The 17,575-nt window shown below is 66.7% G+C and carries 19 protein-coding genes; 7 read left to right on the top strand and 12 right to left on the bottom strand.

Annotated features, from left to right (window positions below):
- Positions 1 to 43 precede the first annotated feature (43 nt).
- A complete protein-coding gene (locus tag BLR75_RS00400) occupies positions 44 to 1,372 on the top strand; it encodes a sensor histidine kinase (RefSeq protein ID WP_084313096.1) in 1,329 nt (442 codons plus the stop codon).
- A gap of 475 nt (positions 1,373 to 1,847) precedes the next feature.
- Here BLR75_RS00400 and BLR75_RS00395 read toward each other — a convergent pair whose 3' ends face one another.
- Entirely contained in the window at positions 1,848 to 2,408 is a 561-nt protein-coding gene (locus BLR75_RS00395; RefSeq protein ID WP_084313095.1) for a nitroreductase family protein, read from the bottom strand.
- 151 nt (positions 2,409 to 2,559) lie between these two features.
- On the opposite strand from BLR75_RS00395, the gene BLR75_RS00390 reads away from it, so the two are divergent.
- Positions 2,560 to 4,014: a TrkH family potassium uptake protein gene (locus tag BLR75_RS00390; RefSeq protein ID WP_084313094.1), complete on the top strand. Its 1,455-nt coding sequence runs from the start codon at positions 2,560 to 2,562 to the stop codon at positions 4,012 to 4,014.
- Positions 4,015 to 4,134: 120 nt separating this feature from the next.
- The gene (locus tag BLR75_RS00385; protein ID WP_084313093.1) at positions 4,135 to 4,452 is read left to right on the top strand and encodes an Mpo1-like protein; all 318 of its coding nucleotides are present in this window, start codon (positions 4,135 to 4,137) and stop codon (positions 4,450 to 4,452) included.
- Here BLR75_RS00385 and BLR75_RS00380 read toward each other — a convergent pair.
- The 10 genes from BLR75_RS00380 to BLR75_RS00335 all read right to left on the bottom strand — a co-directional run bounded on the left by BLR75_RS00380 (position 4,449) and on the right by BLR75_RS00335 (position 12,727).
- Entirely contained in the window at positions 4,449 to 4,778 is a 330-nt protein-coding gene (locus BLR75_RS00380; protein ID WP_084313092.1) for a YnfA family protein, read from the bottom strand. The two genes, BLR75_RS00385 and BLR75_RS00380, sit on opposite strands and share 4 nt — an antisense overlap.
- A 24-nt stretch (positions 4,779 to 4,802) precedes the next feature.
- Positions 4,803 to 5,228 carry a hypothetical protein gene (locus BLR75_RS00375; RefSeq protein ID WP_084313091.1) on the bottom strand — a complete coding sequence of 142 codons (426 nt, stop codon included), beginning with the start codon at positions 5,226 to 5,228 and terminating at the stop codon, positions 4,803 to 4,805.
- A gap of 236 nt (positions 5,229 to 5,464) precedes the next feature.
- On the bottom strand, positions 5,465 to 6,277 hold the full coding sequence (locus tag BLR75_RS00370; RefSeq protein WP_084313090.1) for an SDR family oxidoreductase: 813 nt from the start codon (positions 6,275 to 6,277) through the stop codon (positions 5,465 to 5,467).
- A 112-nt stretch (positions 6,278 to 6,389) separates the two neighbouring features.
- Positions 6,390 to 6,692: a hypothetical protein gene (locus BLR75_RS00365; protein WP_084313089.1), complete on the bottom strand. Its 303-nt coding sequence runs from the start codon at positions 6,690 to 6,692 to the stop codon at positions 6,390 to 6,392.
- 93 nt (positions 6,693 to 6,785) lie between these two features.
- A complete protein-coding gene (locus BLR75_RS00360) occupies positions 6,786 to 6,944 on the bottom strand; it encodes a DUF3309 family protein (RefSeq protein WP_084313088.1) in 159 nt (52 codons plus the stop codon).
- A 234-nt stretch (positions 6,945 to 7,178) separates the two neighbouring features.
- A complete protein-coding gene (locus BLR75_RS00355; protein WP_084313087.1) occupies positions 7,179 to 7,805 on the bottom strand; it encodes a 3'-5' exonuclease in 627 nt (208 codons plus the stop codon).
- A complete protein-coding gene (locus tag BLR75_RS00350; RefSeq protein ID WP_084313165.1) occupies positions 7,802 to 9,592 on the bottom strand; it encodes a DUF294 nucleotidyltransferase-like domain-containing protein in 1,791 nt (596 codons plus the stop codon). The genes BLR75_RS00355 and BLR75_RS00350 overlap by 4 nt, the downstream gene beginning before the upstream one ends.
- A gap of 69 nt (positions 9,593 to 9,661) precedes the next feature.
- Entirely contained in the window at positions 9,662 to 11,317 is a 1,656-nt protein-coding gene (locus BLR75_RS00345) for a cation acetate symporter (RefSeq protein WP_084313086.1), read from the bottom strand.
- Positions 11,314 to 11,625: a DUF485 domain-containing protein gene (locus BLR75_RS00340; RefSeq protein ID WP_084313085.1), complete on the bottom strand. Its 312-nt coding sequence runs from the start codon at positions 11,623 to 11,625 to the stop codon at positions 11,314 to 11,316. The genes BLR75_RS00345 and BLR75_RS00340 overlap by 4 nt, the downstream gene beginning before the upstream one ends.
- A gap of 220 nt (positions 11,626 to 11,845) precedes the next feature.
- Entirely contained in the window at positions 11,846 to 12,727 is an 882-nt protein-coding gene (locus BLR75_RS00335) for a glycine betaine ABC transporter substrate-binding protein (RefSeq protein ID WP_084313084.1), read from the bottom strand.
- Positions 12,728 to 13,013: 286 nt separating this feature from the next.
- On the opposite strand from BLR75_RS00335, the gene BLR75_RS00330 reads away from it, so the two are divergent.
- Positions 13,014 to 13,238: a DUF2061 domain-containing protein gene (locus tag BLR75_RS00330; RefSeq protein WP_084313083.1), complete on the top strand. Its 225-nt coding sequence runs from the start codon at positions 13,014 to 13,016 to the stop codon at positions 13,236 to 13,238.
- A gap of 85 nt (positions 13,239 to 13,323) precedes the next feature.
- Complete coding sequence (locus tag BLR75_RS00325) at positions 13,324 to 14,910, top strand: glycoside hydrolase family 17 protein (RefSeq protein ID WP_084313082.1); 1,587 nt, start codon at positions 13,324 to 13,326, stop codon at positions 14,908 to 14,910.
- A 243-nt stretch (positions 14,911 to 15,153) separates the two neighbouring features.
- On the opposite strand, the gene BLR75_RS00320 is transcribed toward BLR75_RS00325, so the two are convergent.
- Complete coding sequence (locus BLR75_RS00320) at positions 15,154 to 15,513, bottom strand: hypothetical protein (protein WP_084313081.1); 360 nt, start codon at positions 15,511 to 15,513, stop codon at positions 15,154 to 15,156.
- 125 nt (positions 15,514 to 15,638) lie between these two features.
- Between BLR75_RS00320 and BLR75_RS00315 the strand changes: the two genes are divergently transcribed.
- A complete protein-coding gene (locus tag BLR75_RS00315; protein WP_084313080.1) occupies positions 15,639 to 16,124 on the top strand; it encodes a GNAT family N-acetyltransferase in 486 nt (161 codons plus the stop codon).
- A gap of 98 nt (positions 16,125 to 16,222) precedes the next feature.
- On the top strand, positions 16,223 to 17,572 hold the full coding sequence (locus tag BLR75_RS00310; RefSeq protein WP_084313079.1) for an alpha/beta fold hydrolase family protein: 1,350 nt from the start codon (positions 16,223 to 16,225) through the stop codon (positions 17,570 to 17,572).
- Positions 17,573 to 17,575: the final 3 nt, after the last annotated feature.

Here is a 17,575-nt window from a genome sequence, read left to right as displayed (position 1 = left end):
CATTATGGTCGGCAGGCCAATCATGCGGCTGAACAGGAAAACCATGCGTTCTCTCTTCTGGCGAATCCTCGCCGCCTTCTGGCTCGCGCTGCTGCTGGTGGCGGGCCTGTCGATCCTGCTCGGCCGCGCGATGAACCAGGACGCCTGGATCATCGCCCGCTACCCAGGCCTGGGCGACCTAGCCCAGGCCTGGACCACGCTCTACGAGACCCAGGGCCCGGGCGCCGCGCAATACATGCTGAAAGAACGCCAGCGCGACTTCCAGCTGTCGGTGCAGGTGTTCGACGAGAACGGCGACCGCCTGGTCGACGGCACCTACCTGCCGCGCCCGCACCGCCCGCGCAGCGGCCACGAGCGCGCCGACATGCCGCGTTTCCCCTGGCGCCAGCTGAGCCAGGAATACACCAGCCCGCAAAGCGACCACACCTACCTGTTCATCTACCGGATTCCGACCCGGGCGATGGAGGCATGGCAGCACAGCAGCCTGCTCTGGCCGCTCAGCGCACTGGGCATCGCGCTGGTGGTGCTGACCATCTTCAGCCTGCTGCTGACGCTCTACATCACCCGCCCGCTGAACCGCCTGCGCCGCGCCGTGCACGACCTCGGGCAGACCGCCTACCAGCAGGAAACCCTCGGTCACCTGTCCCGCCGCGGCGACGAACTGGGCGTGCTGGCCCGCGACTTCAACCGCATGGGCGCGCGCCTGCAGCGCCTGATCAACAGCCAGCGCCAGTTGCTGCGCGACGTTTCCCACGAGCTGCGCTCGCCGCTGGCGCGCCTGCGCATCGCCCTGGCCCTGGCCGAACGCGCCACGCCGGAGGAACGCGCCGGCATGTGGCCGCGCCTGGAGCAGGAATGCGACCGCCTGGAAGCGCTGATCGGCGAAATCCTCGCCCTCGCCCGCCTCGACGCCGATCCCGGCCCGACCAGCCGCATTCCGCTGCTGCCACTGCTGGAACGCCTGCGTGGCGACGCGCAACTGCTCGCCCCGGAACAGGACATCCAGCTGAAAGTGCCCGCCGAACTGGCGGTGGAGGGCTGGCCGGACATGCTCGAACGCGCGCTGGACAACCTGCTGCGCAATGCCGTGCGCTTCAACCCGCCCGGCCGGCCGCTGGAAATCGAGGCGGCGACCGAGGACGGGCACCTGAACATCCGCATCCGCGACCATGGTCCCGGCGCCAGCGAGAATCACCTGGGGCAACTGGGCGAGCCGTTCTTCCGCGCCCCCAACCAGAGCAGCCCCGGCCACGGCCTCGGCCTGGCCATCGCCCGCCGCGCCATCGAGCGGCATGCCGGGCGCCTGCGGCTGGGGAATCATCCGGCCGGCGGGTTCGTCGCGACGGTGGAGTTGCCGGCGCCGAAGCTGTAGGAGCGCGCCATGCGCGCGCCAACATGGTCGCGGGCATGGCCCGCTCCTACAGGTTTACCCTCGTGCACTGAAATGACGGTTGGACGTAGGGCGAGGCCAAGCTGCACCCGTAGGAGTGAGCTTGCTCGCGAACAAAATGCGCTGAGATACCAAGACAGTTGCTACATGGAGTCGCGTCGCCCCTGAAGCACGCACAGAACCTGTAGGAGCCAGCTTGCTGGCGATTGCCGTGTTCTCCTTCCACGCCGACGTTGAGGGAAAAACTGGATCGCCAGCAAGAACTAGGCGTCCCCCTGGCTCCTACAGGTATGGCGTCAAGCGGGCCATGAGCAGCCACGTAGGGCATAACGCGCCAGCGCTATCCGCCATCCCATCGGCGCGGCCTGGTCGGCGGATGAAGCGTTCCGCTTCATTCGCCCTACACCAGCGGTTGGCCATAGCGGAAAGACAGTTGCGCCTACAGGATCATGAAGGCTCAGCCGTTCCAGGCGCTGACGAAATCCGCCGGAGCCAGCTCCACCGGCCGGCGCAGCTCGCCGATCGGCGTGCCCATGTAGATGAAGCCGACGATGCGCTCGTTCGCCCCCAGCCCCAGGCCTTCGTGCACCAGCGGATCGAAGGCCATCGCCCCGGTCCGCCACATCGCCCCCAGTCCCTCGGCGAATGCCGCCTGGATCAGTCCATGAGTGGCGCAGCCGGCCGACAGCAACTGCTCGATCTCCGGCACCTTGGGATGTTCCTGCAGGCGGGCGACGGCGACGATCAGCAGCGGCGCGCGCAGCGGCATGGCGCGGGCCTTGTCCAGCGCTTCCGGAGCGGCGTCCGGCTGGGCGGCGGCAGTGGCCCGGGCGAACAGTTCGCCCAGTTGCCTGCGCGCATCCCCGGCTACCGTGAGGAAGCGCCAGGGCCGCAGCTGGCCGTGATCCGGCGCGCGCAGGGCGACGCGGAACAGGCGTTCCAGCTGTTGCGCGCTGGGCGCCGGTTCGCCCAGGCGGGCATGGGATACACGGTTGAGCAGCGCGTCGAAAGCCTCCATGGGCCACCTCCAGAGAAACACGAAGCCGCACATTGTAGTCGCAAATCCTTCGCATTTGGGCGAAGCGGAGCGATCCTCCCACCCGTCGTCGCCGTTTACTCTCTGTGGACGCCAGGTAAAATGGCCGGTTCCTGACTGCTGAGCTTGTCCAATGGCCCTGCCGACCCTTCGCCTCCTCGGATACATCATCGGCATCTTCCTGATCACCCTGGCAGTCAGCATGCTCATCCCCATCGGCACGCTGCTCCATTTCGACCGCACCGGCGACCTGCACGCCTTCATCTGGTCGAGCATCATCACCTTCACCGCCGGGCTCGGCCTGGTGCTGCCGGGGCGTCCCGAGCACGTGCACCTGCGCCCGCGCGACATGTACATGCTGACGGTGTCGAGCTGGGTGCTGGTGTGCATCTTCGCCGCACTGCCCTTCGTCTTCACCCAGCACATCAGCTACACCGATGCCTTCTTCGAGAGCATGTCCGGCATCACCGCCACCGGTTCCACCGTGCTCAGCGGGCTCGACAGGATGTCCCCGGGCATCCTCATCTGGCGCTCGCTGCTGCACTGGCTGGGCGGCATCGGCTTCATCGGCATGGCGGTGGCGATCCTGCCGATGCTGCGCATCGGTGGCATGCGCCTGTTCCAGACCGAGTCCTCGGACCGCACGGAAAAGGTCATGCCGCGCTCGCACATGGTCGCCAAGTACATCGTCGGGGTGTACGTCGGCATCACCCTGCTCGGCACCCTGGCCTTCCACCTGGCCGGCATGAGCCTGTTCGACGCGCTCAACCATGCGATGTCGGCGATCTCCACCGGCGGTTTCTCCACCTCCGACCAGTCCCTCGCCAAGTGGCACCAGCCGGCGGTGCACTGGGTCGCGGTGGTGGTGATGATCCTCGGCAGCCTGCCGTTCGCCCTGTACGTTTCCACCCTGCGCGGCAACCGCTGGGCGCTGTACAAGGATCACCAGGTGCGCGGCCTGCTCGGCCTGCTGGTGTTCACCTGGCTGGTGATGGGCACCTGGTATTCGCTGAATTCCGAGCTGGGCTGGGCGGACGCCTTCCGCATCGTCGCGGTGAACGTCACCTCGGTGGTCACCACCACCGGCTTCGCCCTCGGCGACTACAGCCTGTGGGGGCACTTCTCGATCATGCTGTTCTTCTACCTGGGCTTCATCGGCGGCTGCTCCGGCTCCACCGCCGGCGGGATCAAGATCTTCCGCTTCCAGGTGGCCTTCATCCTGCTGCGCGCCAACCTCTACCAGCTCATCCACCCGCGCGCGGTGATCAGCCAGATGTACAACGGCCACCCGCTGGACGAGGAAATCGTCCGCTCGATCCTGACCTTCTCGTTCTTCTTCGGCGGCACCGTCGGCCTGCTCGCCCTCGGGCTATCCTTCCTCGGCCTGGACTGGATGACCGCGCTCACCGGCGCCGCCAGCACCGTGGCCGGCGTGGGTCCGGGCATGGGGCCGATCATCGGGCCTGCGGGGAACTTCGAATCGCTGCCGGACACCGCCAAATGGCTGCTCTCCGGCGGCATGCTGCTCGGCCGGCTGGAGATCATCACCGTGCTGGTGCTGCTGACGCCGGCCTTCTGGCGGCACTGAGCGGCATCATTCAGCCGGCGATTGGCGCGGCATTCAGGCGGCAGTGAAGCTGCCGCCGGGATAGTGGGCAGGCGGACTAAAATGGCACTCTGACGCCACTTCAACCACAGGAGGTGTCCCATGAGCAGCCAGTCCGCCGAGCGCTTCCACAGCTTCCGCGAGTTCTATCCGTTCTACCTGCGGGAACACAGCAACCCGACCTGCCGCCGGCTGCACTACGTCGGCAGCCTGCTGGTGCTGGCCCTGCTCGCCTACGCCATCGCCAGCCAGCAATGGCTGTGGCTGCTGGCGCTGCCGGTGGCCGGCTACGGCTTCGCCTGGGTCGGCCACTTCGTCTTCGAGAAGAACCGCCCGGCGACCTTCCAGTATCCGCTGTGGTCGTTCATGGGCGACTGGGTGATGCTCAAGGACGCCTTCACCGGGAAAATTCGTTTCTAGGCGCTGACCCGCGGCCCGAACAGAATCACGCTGGCCCCGGCCACGCACAGCGCCACCCCCAGCCAGTCGCTGAGCAGCGGCTTGCTGCGCTCGATGACCGCCAGCCAGAACAGCGAGGCGGCGACGTAGATCCCGCCGTAGGCGGCATAGGCGCGACCGGCGTAGGCCGCCTCGACGCGGGTGAGGAGGACGGCGAAGACCGTCAGGCTGAGCAGCCCAGGCACGATCCACCACGGGCTGCGCTCCATCCGCAGCCACATCCAGAAGGCGTAGCAGCCGCCGATCTCACACAGCGCCGCCAGCACGAACCACAGATAATTCAGCATTCCGTTTCCTCGACGGGGCGCGGCTCAGCCACGCAGGCCGCCCTCGCGTTCCCAGGCGCAGCGCATGCGCAACTCGCCTTCCCGCGGGCTGTGGAAGCCGCGCTCGGACTCCCAGCGGAAGGTGTGCACCCCGCTGGATTCGGTTTCCAGGTGGACCACCGCGCTGGCCCAGTAGAGCCGGCGCAGCAGGTTCTCGAACTGCTCGGTCCACAGGCTCCACTCGTATTCGATCGCCGGGTAGCTGGCGCCGAAGTGGATCACCTGCGACTGGTAGAGGCCGCTGCCTTCGCGTTCGCAGCGGCTGAACATCTCGCGGCCGAGGAAGGGCCAGGCCTCCCCGCACGGCAGGCTATCCAGCACCTTGCGATTGGCCGCGCGGCGCATGCGGCGCTCCATCGAGTCGCCGGGCCAGTCGCGGATGCAACCATAGACGAAGGATTCAGACTGCACGGTTCGGTTCCAGACGGGAAAGGCAGCCTTCTATCACAGCGGGCGCGGGCGGCGGAAGGAAGTTCTTGCGAAAAAATGTACCCCCGGAAAAGCAGAAGCCCCGCAAAAAGGGCGGGGCTTCCACTGGGGTCCAACGTACTACGGCAGGCAGGCCGGTGACCTAACCTACCCGTTCGCACCGACCTGGGCAAGCCCCGCGCGCAAACGCACCGAAAGGGTGCGAAAAGCCCGCCGGATCAGGCTCCCACGCGACGCGCAGCACGCATCTTGGCCGCCACGCCGAGCATCTCGTCGTAGATCGCCTGGGGGTTCTGCTGCTTGACCTGCCAGGCCAGGCGGCCCTGCTCGTGGGGCAGGATCATGAAGCTGCCGCGCGCCACTTCCGCATGGATGTAGTCGGCGATGTCGGCGGCGCTGATCGGCGAACTCTGCAGCAGCTTGCCGAACTGGCCCTTCATCTGCGCGCTGGGGCCGTGGTAGGAGTCCAGCAGGTTGGTCTGGAAGAACGACGGGCAGACCACGTGCACGTCGATCTCCAGCGCCGCCAGCTCCACCAGCAGGCTTTCCGACAGCGCCACCACGCCGGCCTTGGCGACGTTGTAGTTGCTCATCGCCGGACCCTGCATCAGCGCGGCCATGGAGGCGATGTTGACGATCCTGCCCTTGCTGCGCTCGAGCAGCGGCAGGAAGGCCTTGCAGCCCTTCACCACGCCCATCAGGTTGATGGAGATCTGCCAGTCCCAGTCTTCCAGGCTGAGTTCGTCGAAGAAGCCGCCGGACGCCACGCCGGCATTGTTGACGATCACGTCGATGCCGCCGAAGCGCTCTTCGCAGGCCTGGGCCAGGGCGGTGAGCTGGCTGTAGTCGCGCACGTCGCAGCGCTGGGTGAAACCGTCGCCACCGGCGGCGCGCACCAGTCTGAGGGTTTCGCCGAGGCCGCTTTCGTTGATGTCGGCCAGCGCCAGCTGCCAGCCTTCGCGCGCCCAGCGCAGGGCGATTTCACGACCGAGGCCGGAACCGGCGCCGGTCACCATCATGCGTTCTTGCATAGGGGGATTGCCTTCATTCGTGTCCGTGGATGGACCGAGTGTAATCAAGGCATCCCGCTCGCAGCGGTGAAATCAGGGTGCTGAATGGCGCCGGCAAAGTCAGGGACGAGATTCAGATAGTGAGGATCGCCACCAGCTTGCCCAGCACCAGCGAAACCCCGGCGGAGATCAGCAGGAAGGCGGCGCAGTTGACCCGCTCGCTGTGGAAATGGGCGAGCCGGCGCACACGGTAGCGCAGGAGGAAACAACCGAACGCCAGCGGCAGGGACGGCACCAGGAAAAGGAACTGCCAGTACAACTGCTCATCGATGCTGCGCGACAGCAATCCCCCGTCGGCCGGCAACAGCAGCAGTCCCAGTCCCAGTTGCGCCGCCAGCCCCAGCAGCCCCAGTCCGATCATCGCTCCACCCAGCATGTCCGCCCTCCCCGGCATTCATCGCAGGGCATGTTAGTAGTTGGCGGGGATGGCCGCTGTGCAATCGTTCACTTTGCGGGGCGACCTGTGCGGCTAAATCATGCCGAGCAGCACCAGTATGAGAATGACCGCCAGGACCACGCCGATCCCGCCGGACGGGCCATAGCCCCATTCCCTGGAGTGAGGAAAGACCGGCAGCACGCCGATCAGCGCAAGGATCAGGATGATCAGGAGGATGGTTCCCAGGGTCATGGCATTTCTCCCTTCCACTGACGACAGGCGCAGAGCGGCGTGCCGAGCCGGGACATTGCTCCGCTTACTAATTCGGACCCGGAGCCCGGGAGGAAGATTCAGAAAAGATCGGGAGTATCGCCTCGACAGCATCCAACCCTGTAGGCGCGCCATGCGCGCGACATCGGCGGCAGGTCGCGGGGAAAGCACGATGAAAAAAATGCCCGCCGGGTGGCGGGCCAGGAGAGAGAAACTTCAGGCCACGTGGCGTGGCAGCGAACCCTTGCGCAGACGCAGAAACATCAGCGCCACCGCCTGGGCGTCGCCCAGCGCGGTATGCCGGCCTTCCACCGGGATATCCAGGGTCCGCGCCAGGGTGTCGAAGCGCAGGTCCAGGTGCAGGTCGGGGAAGCGCCGGCTGAGCTTGCGGTGGTACAGCTCGGAGACCTCGATGCGCGGATTGGGCAACGACTCGTCCAGCTGTTCGCGCAGGTGCCGCTTGAGCACTGCGCAATCGAAGGACAGGTAGTAGCCGAGCAGCGGCCGGTCGCCAATGAAGGCGAGCAGCCGGCGCAGCGCCTCGGCCAGCGGCAGCTGGCCGTGCAGATCGGCGTGGCGCAGCTTGTGGATGCGGATCGACTGGTGGTCGAGGCTGGCCGGCGGTTCCACCAGCAGGTCCAGGCGCTCGCCGAGGACCATCTTGCCGCGGCGGATCAGCACCGCGCCGATGCTCAGGATGTCCGCCGTGCGCGGGTCCAGGCTGGTGGTTTCGAGGTCGATGGAGACGATCTCCTCGGCCTCCTCGGGCGCATGCAGGCACCAGTAGAGGCGGCGGCGCCAGGTCGACAGCGGAACAGTGGGAATCTTCACCGGGGCGTTCATCGTGTCTCCAGGTGGAATTGCCGGGCCAGGCTCTGCTTGAACTTCTTCACCACGTGCAGGCCGAAGCGCAGCAGGTCGCGTTCATGGCGGCTCAGGCGCGACACGTCGAGGCCCTGTTCGCGGCCGTCGCGATTGCCGTCGAGCTGCTGTTCCAGGCGCAGCTGCAGGAACAGTTCGAAGGACTCGGCGAGGTTGTCGGCCAGGGCGCCATCCAGCACGCCGCGCGCCTTCAGCTCCGCCAGCCGGGCCAGGGTGCCGCGCTCCTCCAGCCCTTCGCGCAGGGCCAGGGAACGGCAGCCGTGGACGATGGGGAAGATGCCGCCGCGCTTCACGTCGAGGTGCGCATCGAGGGTCTTCAACTGGCCAAGGAAGGTCAGCGGCGTATCGAACTGCAGGGCCGCCACGGCGACGCCACCGAGCCAGCGCTCACCGTCTTCGGCGAAACGGCTCAGGTCCTCGCGCAGCGGCTCGAACAGCTGACGGTTGCCGGCCACCGGCCAGGCGTCGGCGAGGATCGACAGGCGCAGCAACTGCTCCGGAGCGCCCTCCAGCTGGATCTGCAGCAGTTCACGCTGCCAGGCGGAAACCGACTTGCACCATTCGGCTCGGCTGGCCATCACCCCGCCCGGGCACGGCGGATAGCCGAACTCCAGCAGCGACGCGGTGAAGCGCTCCATCAATCGCAGTCCCTGCTCCTGCGGCAGGTCGTCGGCGAGGATCAGGGCGTTGTCCTGGTCGGTCTTCAGCAACTGTTCGCCGCGCCCTTCGCTGCCCATCACCAGCAGGCAGCAGCGGCCGCGCAGCTGTGGCGGAACCTGCATCTCGAACAGCCGTTCGAGCAACTGGTCGTTGAGGGTGCTGACCAGTTGCATGATGAAGCGCAGGCGGATGCCATTGCCGCACAGGGTGGCGATCAGGCTGTGCAGGGTTTCCGCGGCGCTGCGCAGTTCGCCTTCGGTCTCGGCGCGGGCGATGCGCATCGCCAGCACATGGGAATGGGTGGAGAACAGGCTGAGCACCTGGGTCAGGTGCAGCAGGCCGATCACCTCACCCTCCTCGCGCACGGCGACGCGCTCGATGCGCAGGCGGGTCATGAGGATCATCGCGTCGAAGAGGAAATCGCCCAGCTCGACGCTGGCCAGCGGACCGTGCGCCAGCGGGCCGATCGGCTCCTGCTCGGAGCGGCCGTCGCGGAAGTGCGCAGTCATCAGGTCGGTGCGGGTGACGATGCCCAGTTCGCCATCGCGGCGCACCAGCAGTGCGTCCGCGCCACGGCCGAGCTGCAGGCGCGCGGCATCGCCGAGGGGGAAATCGGCGGCCACCTCGATCGCCGGCAGCAGGTGCTCGCGGGCGATGCGGGTGAGGATGAATTCGGCCAGGTTCTGGCCGTCGCGCTGGGCAAGCTGGCGCTTGCTGGCGAGGTCGGCCTGGAAGAAGCGGGCGAACCCGGGGTTGCCCGCGCACAACTGGTGGAAGGCGCTGGCGGGGAGCTCATAGACGATGCTCTCCTCCACCGCCTGGTAACGGTGCTTGCTGCTGCCGGAGAACAGCCCGCGGATGTCGAACAGGTCGTCGGCGCCGTACTGGGCGAACAGCCGCCCGTCCTCGCCGCGCTCCTCGATCACGCCCTTGAGCAGGATGAACAGGCCGGGTACCGCGGCGCCGGCTTCCAGCAGGACTTCGCCGTCGGTGTAGTAGCCGACGCTGAGCGCATCGCGCAGCTGTTCGCGCTCGTGGGCACGCAGTTGGTCGAACGGCGGTGAGGCGAAATTGAAGCTCTCGGACATCATTCCACCCAAGCGCAGACTGGAGGCAATGGCCTCCAGTCTGCGGTCATGGCATTACGTTCCGGTGACTCAGTGGGCTACCGCGCCACTGGCACCCAGACCGGTCTGCGAACGGATGAACTGCGGGAAGAAGCGTGCGCGCTCTTCGTTGGCAGCGGTGGACTTGTCGGTGATGGAGAAGAACCAGATGCCGATGAAGGCCACGGCCATGGAGAACAGCGCCGGGTACTCGTACGGGTAGATGGCTTTCTCGTGGCCGAGGATCTGAACCCAGATGGTCGGGCCGAGGATCATCAGCACCACCGCGGTGATCAGGCCCATCCAGCCGCCGATCATCGCGCCGCGGGTGGTCAGCTTCTTCCAGTACATGGAGAGCAGCAGTACCGGGAAGTTGCAGCTGGCGGCGATGGAGAACGCCAGGCCGACCATGAAGGCGATGTTCTGCTTCTCGAACAGGATGCCGAGCACCATGGCTACCACGCCGAGGGCGATGGTGGTCACCTTGGACACGCGCAGTTCATCCTTCTCGTTGGCCTTGCCCTTCTTGATCACGCTGGCGTACAGGTCGTGGGACACCGCCGAGGCGCCCGCCAGGGTCAGGCCGGCGACCACCGCCAGGATGGTGGCGAAGGCGACCGCGGAGATGAAGCCGAGGAACAGGTTGCCACCCACCGCGTTGGCCAGGTGCACGGCGGCCATGTTGGTGCCGCCGATCAGGGCGCCAGCGGCGTCCTTGAAGGCCGGGTTGGTGCTGACCAGCAGGATCGCGCCGAAGCCGATGATGAAGGTCAGGATGTAGAAGTAGCCGATGAAGCCGGTCGCGTAGAACACGCTCTTGCGCGCTTCCTTGGCGTCGCTGACGGTGAAGAAGCGCATCAGGATGTGCGGCAGGCCGGCGGTGCCGAACATCAGCGCGAAGCCGAGGGAGAAGGCCGAGATCGGGTCCTTCACCAGGCCGCCGGGGCTCATGATCGCCTCGCCTTTCGGGTGGACCTTGATGGCTTCGGAGAACAGGGTGCTGACGTCGAAGTTGACGTGCTTGAGCACCATGACCGCCATGAAGGTCGCGCCGGACAGCAGCAGCACGGCCTTGATGATCTGTACCCAGGTGGTCGCCAGCATGCCGCCGAACAGCACGTAGAGGACCATCAGGATGCCGACCAGGACCACCGCGACGTGGTAGTTCAGGCCGAACAGCAGCTGGATCAGCTTGCCGGCGCCGACCATCTGCGCGATCAGGTAGAAGGCCACCACCACCAGCGAACCGCAGGCGGACAGGGTGCGGATCTGCGTCTGCCCGAGGCGGTAGGAGGCGACGTCGGCGAAGGTGTACTTGCCGAGGTTGCGCAGGCGTTCGGCGATCAGGAAGAGGATCACCGGCCAGCCGACCAGGAAGCCGATGGAATAGATCAGGCCGTCATAGCCCGAGGTGAAGACGAGCGCGGAAATCCCCAGGAAGGACGCGGCGGACATGTAGTCGCCGGCGATCGCCAGGCCGTTCTGGAAGCCGGTGATGCTGCCGCCGGCGGTATAGAAGTCGGCGGCCGACTTGCTGCGCTTGGAGGCCCAGTAGGTGATGCACAGGGTGAACAGGACGAAACCGACGAACATGACGATGGCGGAAACGTTCATCGGCTGGCGCTGCACATCCCCGGTGAGGGCGTCGGCCCAGAGGGCCGGAGCGAAGGCAGCCAGCCCGAGAGCGGCGAACAGGCGAGCGATCATTGCTGGGCCTCCTTGAGGATCTGCTGGTTGAGGCTGTCGAACTCGCCATTGGCGCGGCGCACGTAGATGCCGGTCAGGATGAAGGCCGAGACAATCAGACCAACGCCGATCGGGATGCCCCAGGTGACGGAGGTATCCGATCCCATGCGGGCGCCGAGGATCTGCGGTGCGAAGGCGATCAGCAGGATGAAGCCCACGTACAGGCCCAGCATGATCAGGGAGAGCAGCCAGGCGAATCGCTCGCGCTTGGCCACCAGTTCTTTGAAGCGCGGATTGCTCTCAATCCGCTGGTAGATGCTGTCGTTCATTTTGTTTTTGTCCTCACAGCGGGGATGACGCGGAAGTCGTCGGTTCCTACTGTAGGACTCTGGTGCAAGCTCTCCAGACGACTTTAGTCGTAGCGAATAGCGGCCACCCGCATCGCCCTGGCGCGGATGGCCGGAATAGAGCGCCCGGAAAAGAAAATCCCCTGTCGCCGCGAGGGTGACAGGGGATTTGTGGGGGGCTATCGCTGGCGGTTCCGGCCGATCAGTTGGCCGTCTGGGCGACCGGAGTGGCAACCCACTCCTTGACCCGCTCCGGGTTGGCGTCGACCCATTTCTTCGCCGCCACCTCGGGCTTCTCGCCTTCCTGGATCGCCAGCATGACCTCGCCGACCTCCTGGCCGTTCTTCCAGCGGAACTGCTTGAGGAAGTCCCACACCGGCTTGGCCTTGGCCTCCAGCGCCGGGTTGGCGATGCTGTCGACGTGCTCGACGTCGCCGTAGACCTTCTTCGGATCCTCGAGGAACTTCAGCTTCCACTTGGCGAACATCCAGTGCGGAATCCAGCCGGTCACCGCGATGGCCTTCTTCTCGTTCTCCGCGCGAGTCAGCTCGGAGATCATGCCGCTGCCGGAACTGGCCACCAGCTTGTAGTCGAGGCCGTAGTCCTTGATCGCCTTGTCGGTCTTGAGCATCACGCCGGCGCCGGCGTCGATGCCGACGATGCGCCCACCGAAGGCGTCCTTCTGCGCGTTCAGGTCCTCGATGCTGTTGGCCTGCACGTATTCCGGCACGATCAGGCCGATCTTGGCGTCCGGATAGTTGATGCCGAGGTTGACCACCTTGTCCTTCATCTTCTCGTAGTAGGCGCCGTGGGTGGCCGGCAGCCAGGCGGAGAGCGTCGCGTCCAGTTTGCCGCGTGCCACGCCCTGCCACATGATGCCCGCCGCCACCGGCATCAGCTTGACGTCATAGCCGAGCTTCTCGCGGATCACTTCCGCGGCGACGTGGGTGGTGGCCACGCTGTCCGACCAGCCGTCGACGTAACCGATGGTGATTTCCGGCTTGTCCGCCGCACCCGCCAACCCCGCCGCAGCCGACATCGCCAGGCCGGCTCCCAGGCACAACAGTCGTCGCATCATTCGCATGCTTTTCTCCCCTTTCTTATCGATGGGCATCGCGGGCGGGCGCCCCGATGCAGATGCGGTCATGGCCGCCCTTCAATGATCTGCCTGCCCCCCCGGCGAACTGCTCCGAGAACGACCCGCAATGAAGCGATCCGCGACAGGACCGGTCCGGCAGCGACATCGGCGAGCGATTCGCGACCATTGCCTGCCCCTATCGGAGCCATCGAAGGTGGCAATTTTCGATTCATCGTGCCAGGAGATAGCCTGTTTTCAACAGGAAACGATTCTCAACTACGGGAGAGCCGCCATGCTCAAGACCCTGACCTTCACCGTGATGCACTTCGTCATCGCCTTCAGCGTCGCCTATGCGCTGACCGGCAGCGTCACCGTCGGCGGGCTGGTGGCGGTCATCGAACCGCTGTGCAACTCGGTCGGCTTCTACTTTCACGAGAAACTCTGGAAACGCATCGAGGGCCGTCGCGGCGAAGAACACGAAAGCCACGGCCACCACTGCCTGCCCTTCCACGCCTGAAGACCGGCGGCCGGCCATGCCGGCCCGCTGACGACGCCTGGCGGCGTTGCTAAGATGCGCCACTCCGCCGCCATGCGCCGCCCCCATGCCCCACGCCCAGCGCTTCCCCGCCCTTCCCTACTGCCTGGCCCTGCTGCTGGCGTTGCTGGCCATGGCCGGCGCCTGGTACTGGCTCGGCCGGCCGGTCGTCCTGCCTGACGCGGCCAGCGCCACGCACAAACTGCAGTGCGCATCCTACAGCCCCTTCGCCAAGGACCAGTCGCCGTTCGACCAGCCCTTCGTGCTCCGCCCCGAGCAGATGGACAAGGACCTGGCGCTGCTGGCGACGCGCTTCGAATGCGTGCGCACCTATTCCATGACCGGTCTCGAAGACATCCCCGCGCTGGCCCGCAAGCACGGCCTGAAGCTGCTGCTGGGCGCCTGGGTCAACGCCAGCCGGCAGGACACCGCGCGAGAGATCGAACTGGCGATCAAGGCCGCCAACGCCAACCCCGACGTGGTGCAGGCGGTGATCGTCGGCAACGAGACGCTGCTGCGCAAGGAAGTCACCGCCCGCCACCTGGCCCGGCTGATCGGCCAGGTCAAGAACCGGATCGAACAGCCGGTGACCTATGCCGATGTCTGGGAATTCTGGCTGCGCCACCCGGAAATCGCTCCGGCGGTGGATTTCCTCACCATCCACCTGCTGCCGTACTGGGAGGACGACCCCGCCGGCATCGACCAGGCCCTCGTCCGGGTCGCAGAAGTGCGCACGCTGTTCGGCCGCACCTTCGCGCCCAAGGACATCCTGATCGGCGAGACTGGCTGGCCCAGCGAAGGCCGCCAGCGCGAAACCGCCGTGCCCAGCCGGGTCAACGAGGCGCGCTTCATCCGCGGCTTCGTGCGCATGGCCGAACAGAACGGCTGGCGCTACAACCTGATCGAGGCCTTCGACCAGCCGTGGAAGCGCGAGAGCGAAGGCGCGGTGGGCGGCTACTGGGGGCTGTTCGATGCCGATCGCGAGGAAAAGGGCGTGCTCGCCGGGCCGGTTTCCAACCTGCCGCACTGGCCGCTGTGGCTGGGTCTTTCCGGGGTGGTCTGCGCCGCCGGCCTGCTGCTCGCCGGCCGCCCGACCGGTTCCCGCGCGGCATTGCTGCTGCCGTTCGCTGCGGCGCTCGGCGCCTCGTGCATCGGCCTGTGGATCGAGCAGGCGCTGGTCACCAGCCGCTTCGCCGGCGAATACCTCTGGGCCGCGGCGCTGGTCGGACTCAACCTGATCGTGCTGGCCCATGCCAGCCTGGCGCTTGCCGCACGCAGCGGCTGGCGCGAGCGCCTGTTCGCCTGGCTGGAAGCGCGCGGCGGCTGGTGGCTGGCGGCCAGCGGCTTCGCCGGTGCGGTCATGGTGCTGGCGCTGGTGTTCGATGCCCGCTACCGCAGCTTCCCCAGCGTGGCGCTGCTGTTCCCGGCGCTGGTCTACCTGTGCCGACCGGCCCGCGGCCCGCGCCGGGAAACCCTGCTGCTGACCGCCCTGATCGCCGCCGGCATCGTCCCGCAACTGCTGCAGGAAGACTGGACCAATGCCCAGGCGCTGGGCTGGGCCGCGGTCAGCCTGCTGCTCGCCGCGGCGCTCTGGCGCGGATTGCGGGTCCGGCGGCCTGCGCAAGAGAACGGCGCCGAGCCAGTCCGCTGCTGAGCGGCCGGTCGCGGGCATGGCCCGCTTCTACAGGATTCGCGAGCAAGCTCGCTCCTGCCGGCATGTTCCCGCTCTTCGTAGGACCGAGGGGGACGCCCAGTCCTTGCTCGCGAACAAAATGCGCTGAGATGCCAAGACAGTCGCTCCTGCGATGTTGTCTTTGAGCGGCGGAAACGTAGGGTGGATGAGGCTTTTTTCATCCACCCTTGCGCGGTCATGGTGGATCGATGGAGCTGATCCACCCTAGGTTCCTCGCACCAGCCGCAATCCGGCGATCACCACCGCGAACACCGCCAGGCCGGCGGAATACAGCGCCAACGCCGGCAGGCCGAGGAACAGCGCCAGCGTCGCCAGCCACCAGCCGACGCGCCCCGGCCAGAAGAAGGCGAGCAGCGCGGCAGCCAGTGCCACGCCGGCGATCACTCCGAAATGGATCAACAACCCCAACCCGGCGCGCAGCTGGCATTCCCAGCGCCCCGCCTGTTCGGCGCAGAGGCCGACCCATTGCCCGTCCTCCATCAGCCCCAGGCGCACACCATAGGCGGCGGCCAGCCAGAGCGGCAGGGCGAGCAGCAGCAGGATCACGGCAGAACGACTGGGCATGGCGCCTCTCCGGGACGAAACCGGCGCCCAGCATAGCCATCGCCGGAGGCCATGCAAGCGCTGGCAGTTGCCAGCGACCGGACACAGACGGCATGCTCGGAATCCCTGCCCCGGAAGGAACCGCCATGTCCCGCATCAGCCTTCGCCCCGCCCGCCCCGATGACGTTCCGCTGATCCTCGCGCTGATCGCGGAACTGGCCGAATACGAGCATCTCAGCCACCAGATGGCCGCCGACGCGGCGCGCATGCACGAGCACCTGTTCGGCCCGCGCCCCTACGCGGAAGTGCTGATCGGCGAGGTGGACGGCGAAGCGGCCGGTTTCGCGCTGTTCTTCCACAACTATTCGACCTTCCTCAGCCAGCCGGGCATCTACCTGGAGGACCTGTTCGTCCGCCCCGCCGCCCGTGGCCTGGGCCTCGGCAAGGCGCTGCTGACCGCGCTGGCGAAGCTGGCGGTGGAACGCGGCTGCGGCCGGCTGGAATGGTCGGTGCTGGACTGGAACGAACCGGCCATCGGTTTCTACCGCAGCCTGGGCGCAGTGCCGATGGACGAGTGGAGCGTCTACCGCCTGGCCGGAGACGCGCTGGCCGAGCTGGGCCGGCGCGACTGACGCGCAGCGAAAGCGCCGGGCCCGGCGCACTTGTCGGGCCGCCACTGGTCATATCCGCCGATACCCATTCGGCCAGCATCTTCCAAGGATTCCGCGCCATGTCATTCATATCCCGTGTGGCCGCCCTGCTCGGCGGCCTCGCCCTGGCTCTCGCCGGGCCCGCGTCGGCCCGGGACGTCGACCAGGCCAGCTACGGCTACCCCCTGGCCAACCCGTTCGAGGCGACCATCGCCACCACGCCGCCGGAACTGCGCGCGCAGGTGCCGGACAACTCGGACATCGACCAGCACGACTACGCGCTGAAGCTGCGCCCGGAGCGCGAGCACGAGCTGCCGGACAACTTCTGGCCGGTGAAGAAACTGCACTACCGCCTGGCCCGGCAGGACGGCCCGGCACCGCTGATCTTCATCATCGCCGGCACCGGCGCGCACTACGCCAGCTCCACGCCGAACTACCTCAAGCAGCTGTTCTACGGCGCCGGCTACCACGTGGTGCAGCTATCCTCGCCGACCAGCTGGGACTTCATGGTCTCCGCCTCGCGCTTCGCCACGCCGGGCTACACGCCGGACGACGCCGACGACCTGTACCGGGTCATGCAGGCCGTGCGCGCCCAGCATCCGGACCTCGAGGTCACCGACTTCTACCTCACCGGCTACAGCCTCGGCGCCCTGCACGCGGCGTATGTCAGCCACCTCGACGAGACCCGGCGCAGCTTCAACTTCAAGCGCGTGCTGCTGCTCAACCCGCCGGTGAACCTCTACACCTCGATCAGCAACCTCGACCGGCTGGTGCAGACCGAGGTCAAGGGCATCACCGACAACCGCACCTTCTATGGGGTGATCCTCGGCAAGCTGACGCGCTACTTCCAGCAGAAGGGCTATATCGACCTCAACGACGCCTTCCTCTACGACTTCCAGCAGTCCCGGCAGCACCTGAGCAACGAGGAGATGGCCATGCTGATCGGCGCCACGTTCCGCTTCTCCGCCGCCGACATCGCCTTCACCTCGGACCTGATCAACCGCCGCGGCCTGATCATCCCGCCGAACTACCCGGTCAGCGAGAGCACCAGCCTGGTGCCGTTCTTCGCCCGCGCCATGCAGTGCGACTTCGAGTGCTACGTGACCGAGCAGCTGATCCCCATGTGGCGCGCGCGCTACAACGGCGGCAGCCTGCCGCAGCTGATCAACCAGGTCAGCCTCTACGGAATCAAGGACTACCTGCAGCAAAGCCCGAAGATCGCGGTGATGCACAACGCCGACGACATCATCCTCGGCCCGGGCGACATGGGCTTCCTCCGCCGCACCTTCGGCGAACGCCTGACGCTCTACCCGCGCGGCGGCCACTGCGGCAACCTCAACTACCGCGTCAACGCCCAGGACATGCTGGCGTTCTTCCGCGGCCAGGACAGCGGCGCCGGCCTGCAGACGGCAGCACTGAAAGGAAACTGACCG

Origin of the sequence: Pseudomonas jinjuensis (assembly GCF_900103845.1) — a bacterium.
Lineage (GTDB): Bacteria > Pseudomonadota > Gammaproteobacteria > Pseudomonadales > Pseudomonadaceae > Pseudomonas > Pseudomonas jinjuensis.
The sequence above is the reverse complement of the archived record's forward strand: the minus strand, read 5'-3'. Positions and strand labels throughout refer to the sequence as shown.

Coding starts and splice junctions, on each gene's coding strand:
- BLR75_RS00320 (WP_084313081.1), bottom strand. CDS start 15,513: ATGCCCAGTCGTTCTGCCGTGATCCTGCTGCTGCTCGCCCTGCCGCTC.
- BLR75_RS00345 (WP_084313086.1), bottom strand. CDS start 11,317: ATGATCGCTCGCCTGTTCGCCGCTCTCGGGCTGGCTGCCTTCGCTCCG.
- BLR75_RS00350 (WP_084313165.1), bottom strand. CDS start 9,592: ATGTCCGAGAGCTTCAATTTCGCCTCACCGCCGTTCGACCAACTGCGT.
- BLR75_RS00385 (WP_084313093.1), top strand. CDS start 4,135: ATGAGCAGCCAGTCCGCCGAGCGCTTCCACAGCTTCCGCGAGTTCTAT.
- BLR75_RS00365 (WP_084313089.1), bottom strand. CDS start 6,692: ATGCTGGGTGGAGCGATGATCGGACTGGGGCTGCTGGGGCTGGCGGCG.
- BLR75_RS00355 (WP_084313087.1), bottom strand. CDS start 7,805: ATGAACGCCCCGGTGAAGATTCCCACTGTTCCGCTGTCGACCTGGCGC.
- BLR75_RS00400 (WP_084313096.1), top strand. CDS start 44: ATGCGTTCTCTCTTCTGGCGAATCCTCGCCGCCTTCTGGCTCGCGCTG.
- BLR75_RS00340 (WP_084313085.1), bottom strand. CDS start 11,625: ATGAACGACAGCATCTACCAGCGGATTGAGAGCAATCCGCGCTTCAAA.
- BLR75_RS00335 (WP_084313084.1), bottom strand. CDS start 12,727: ATGCGAATGATGCGACGACTGTTGTGCCTGGGAGCCGGCCTGGCGATG.
- BLR75_RS00395 (WP_084313095.1), bottom strand. CDS start 2,408: ATGGAGGCTTTCGACGCGCTGCTCAACCGTGTATCCCATGCCCGCCTG.
- BLR75_RS00380 (WP_084313092.1), bottom strand. CDS start 4,778: ATGCTGAATTATCTGTGGTTCGTGCTGGCGGCGCTGTGTGAGATCGGC.
- BLR75_RS00390 (WP_084313094.1), top strand. CDS start 2,560: ATGGCCCTGCCGACCCTTCGCCTCCTCGGATACATCATCGGCATCTTC.
- BLR75_RS00315 (WP_084313080.1), top strand. CDS start 15,639: ATGTCCCGCATCAGCCTTCGCCCCGCCCGCCCCGATGACGTTCCGCTG.
- BLR75_RS00330 (WP_084313083.1), top strand. CDS start 13,014: ATGCTCAAGACCCTGACCTTCACCGTGATGCACTTCGTCATCGCCTTC.
- BLR75_RS00360 (WP_084313088.1), bottom strand. CDS start 6,944: ATGACCCTGGGAACCATCCTCCTGATCATCCTGATCCTTGCGCTGATC.
- BLR75_RS00370 (WP_084313090.1), bottom strand. CDS start 6,277: ATGCAAGAACGCATGATGGTGACCGGCGCCGGTTCCGGCCTCGGTCGT.
- BLR75_RS00310 (WP_084313079.1), top strand. CDS start 16,223: ATGTCATTCATATCCCGTGTGGCCGCCCTGCTCGGCGGCCTCGCCCTG.
- BLR75_RS00325 (WP_084313082.1), top strand. CDS start 13,324: ATGCCCCACGCCCAGCGCTTCCCCGCCCTTCCCTACTGCCTGGCCCTG.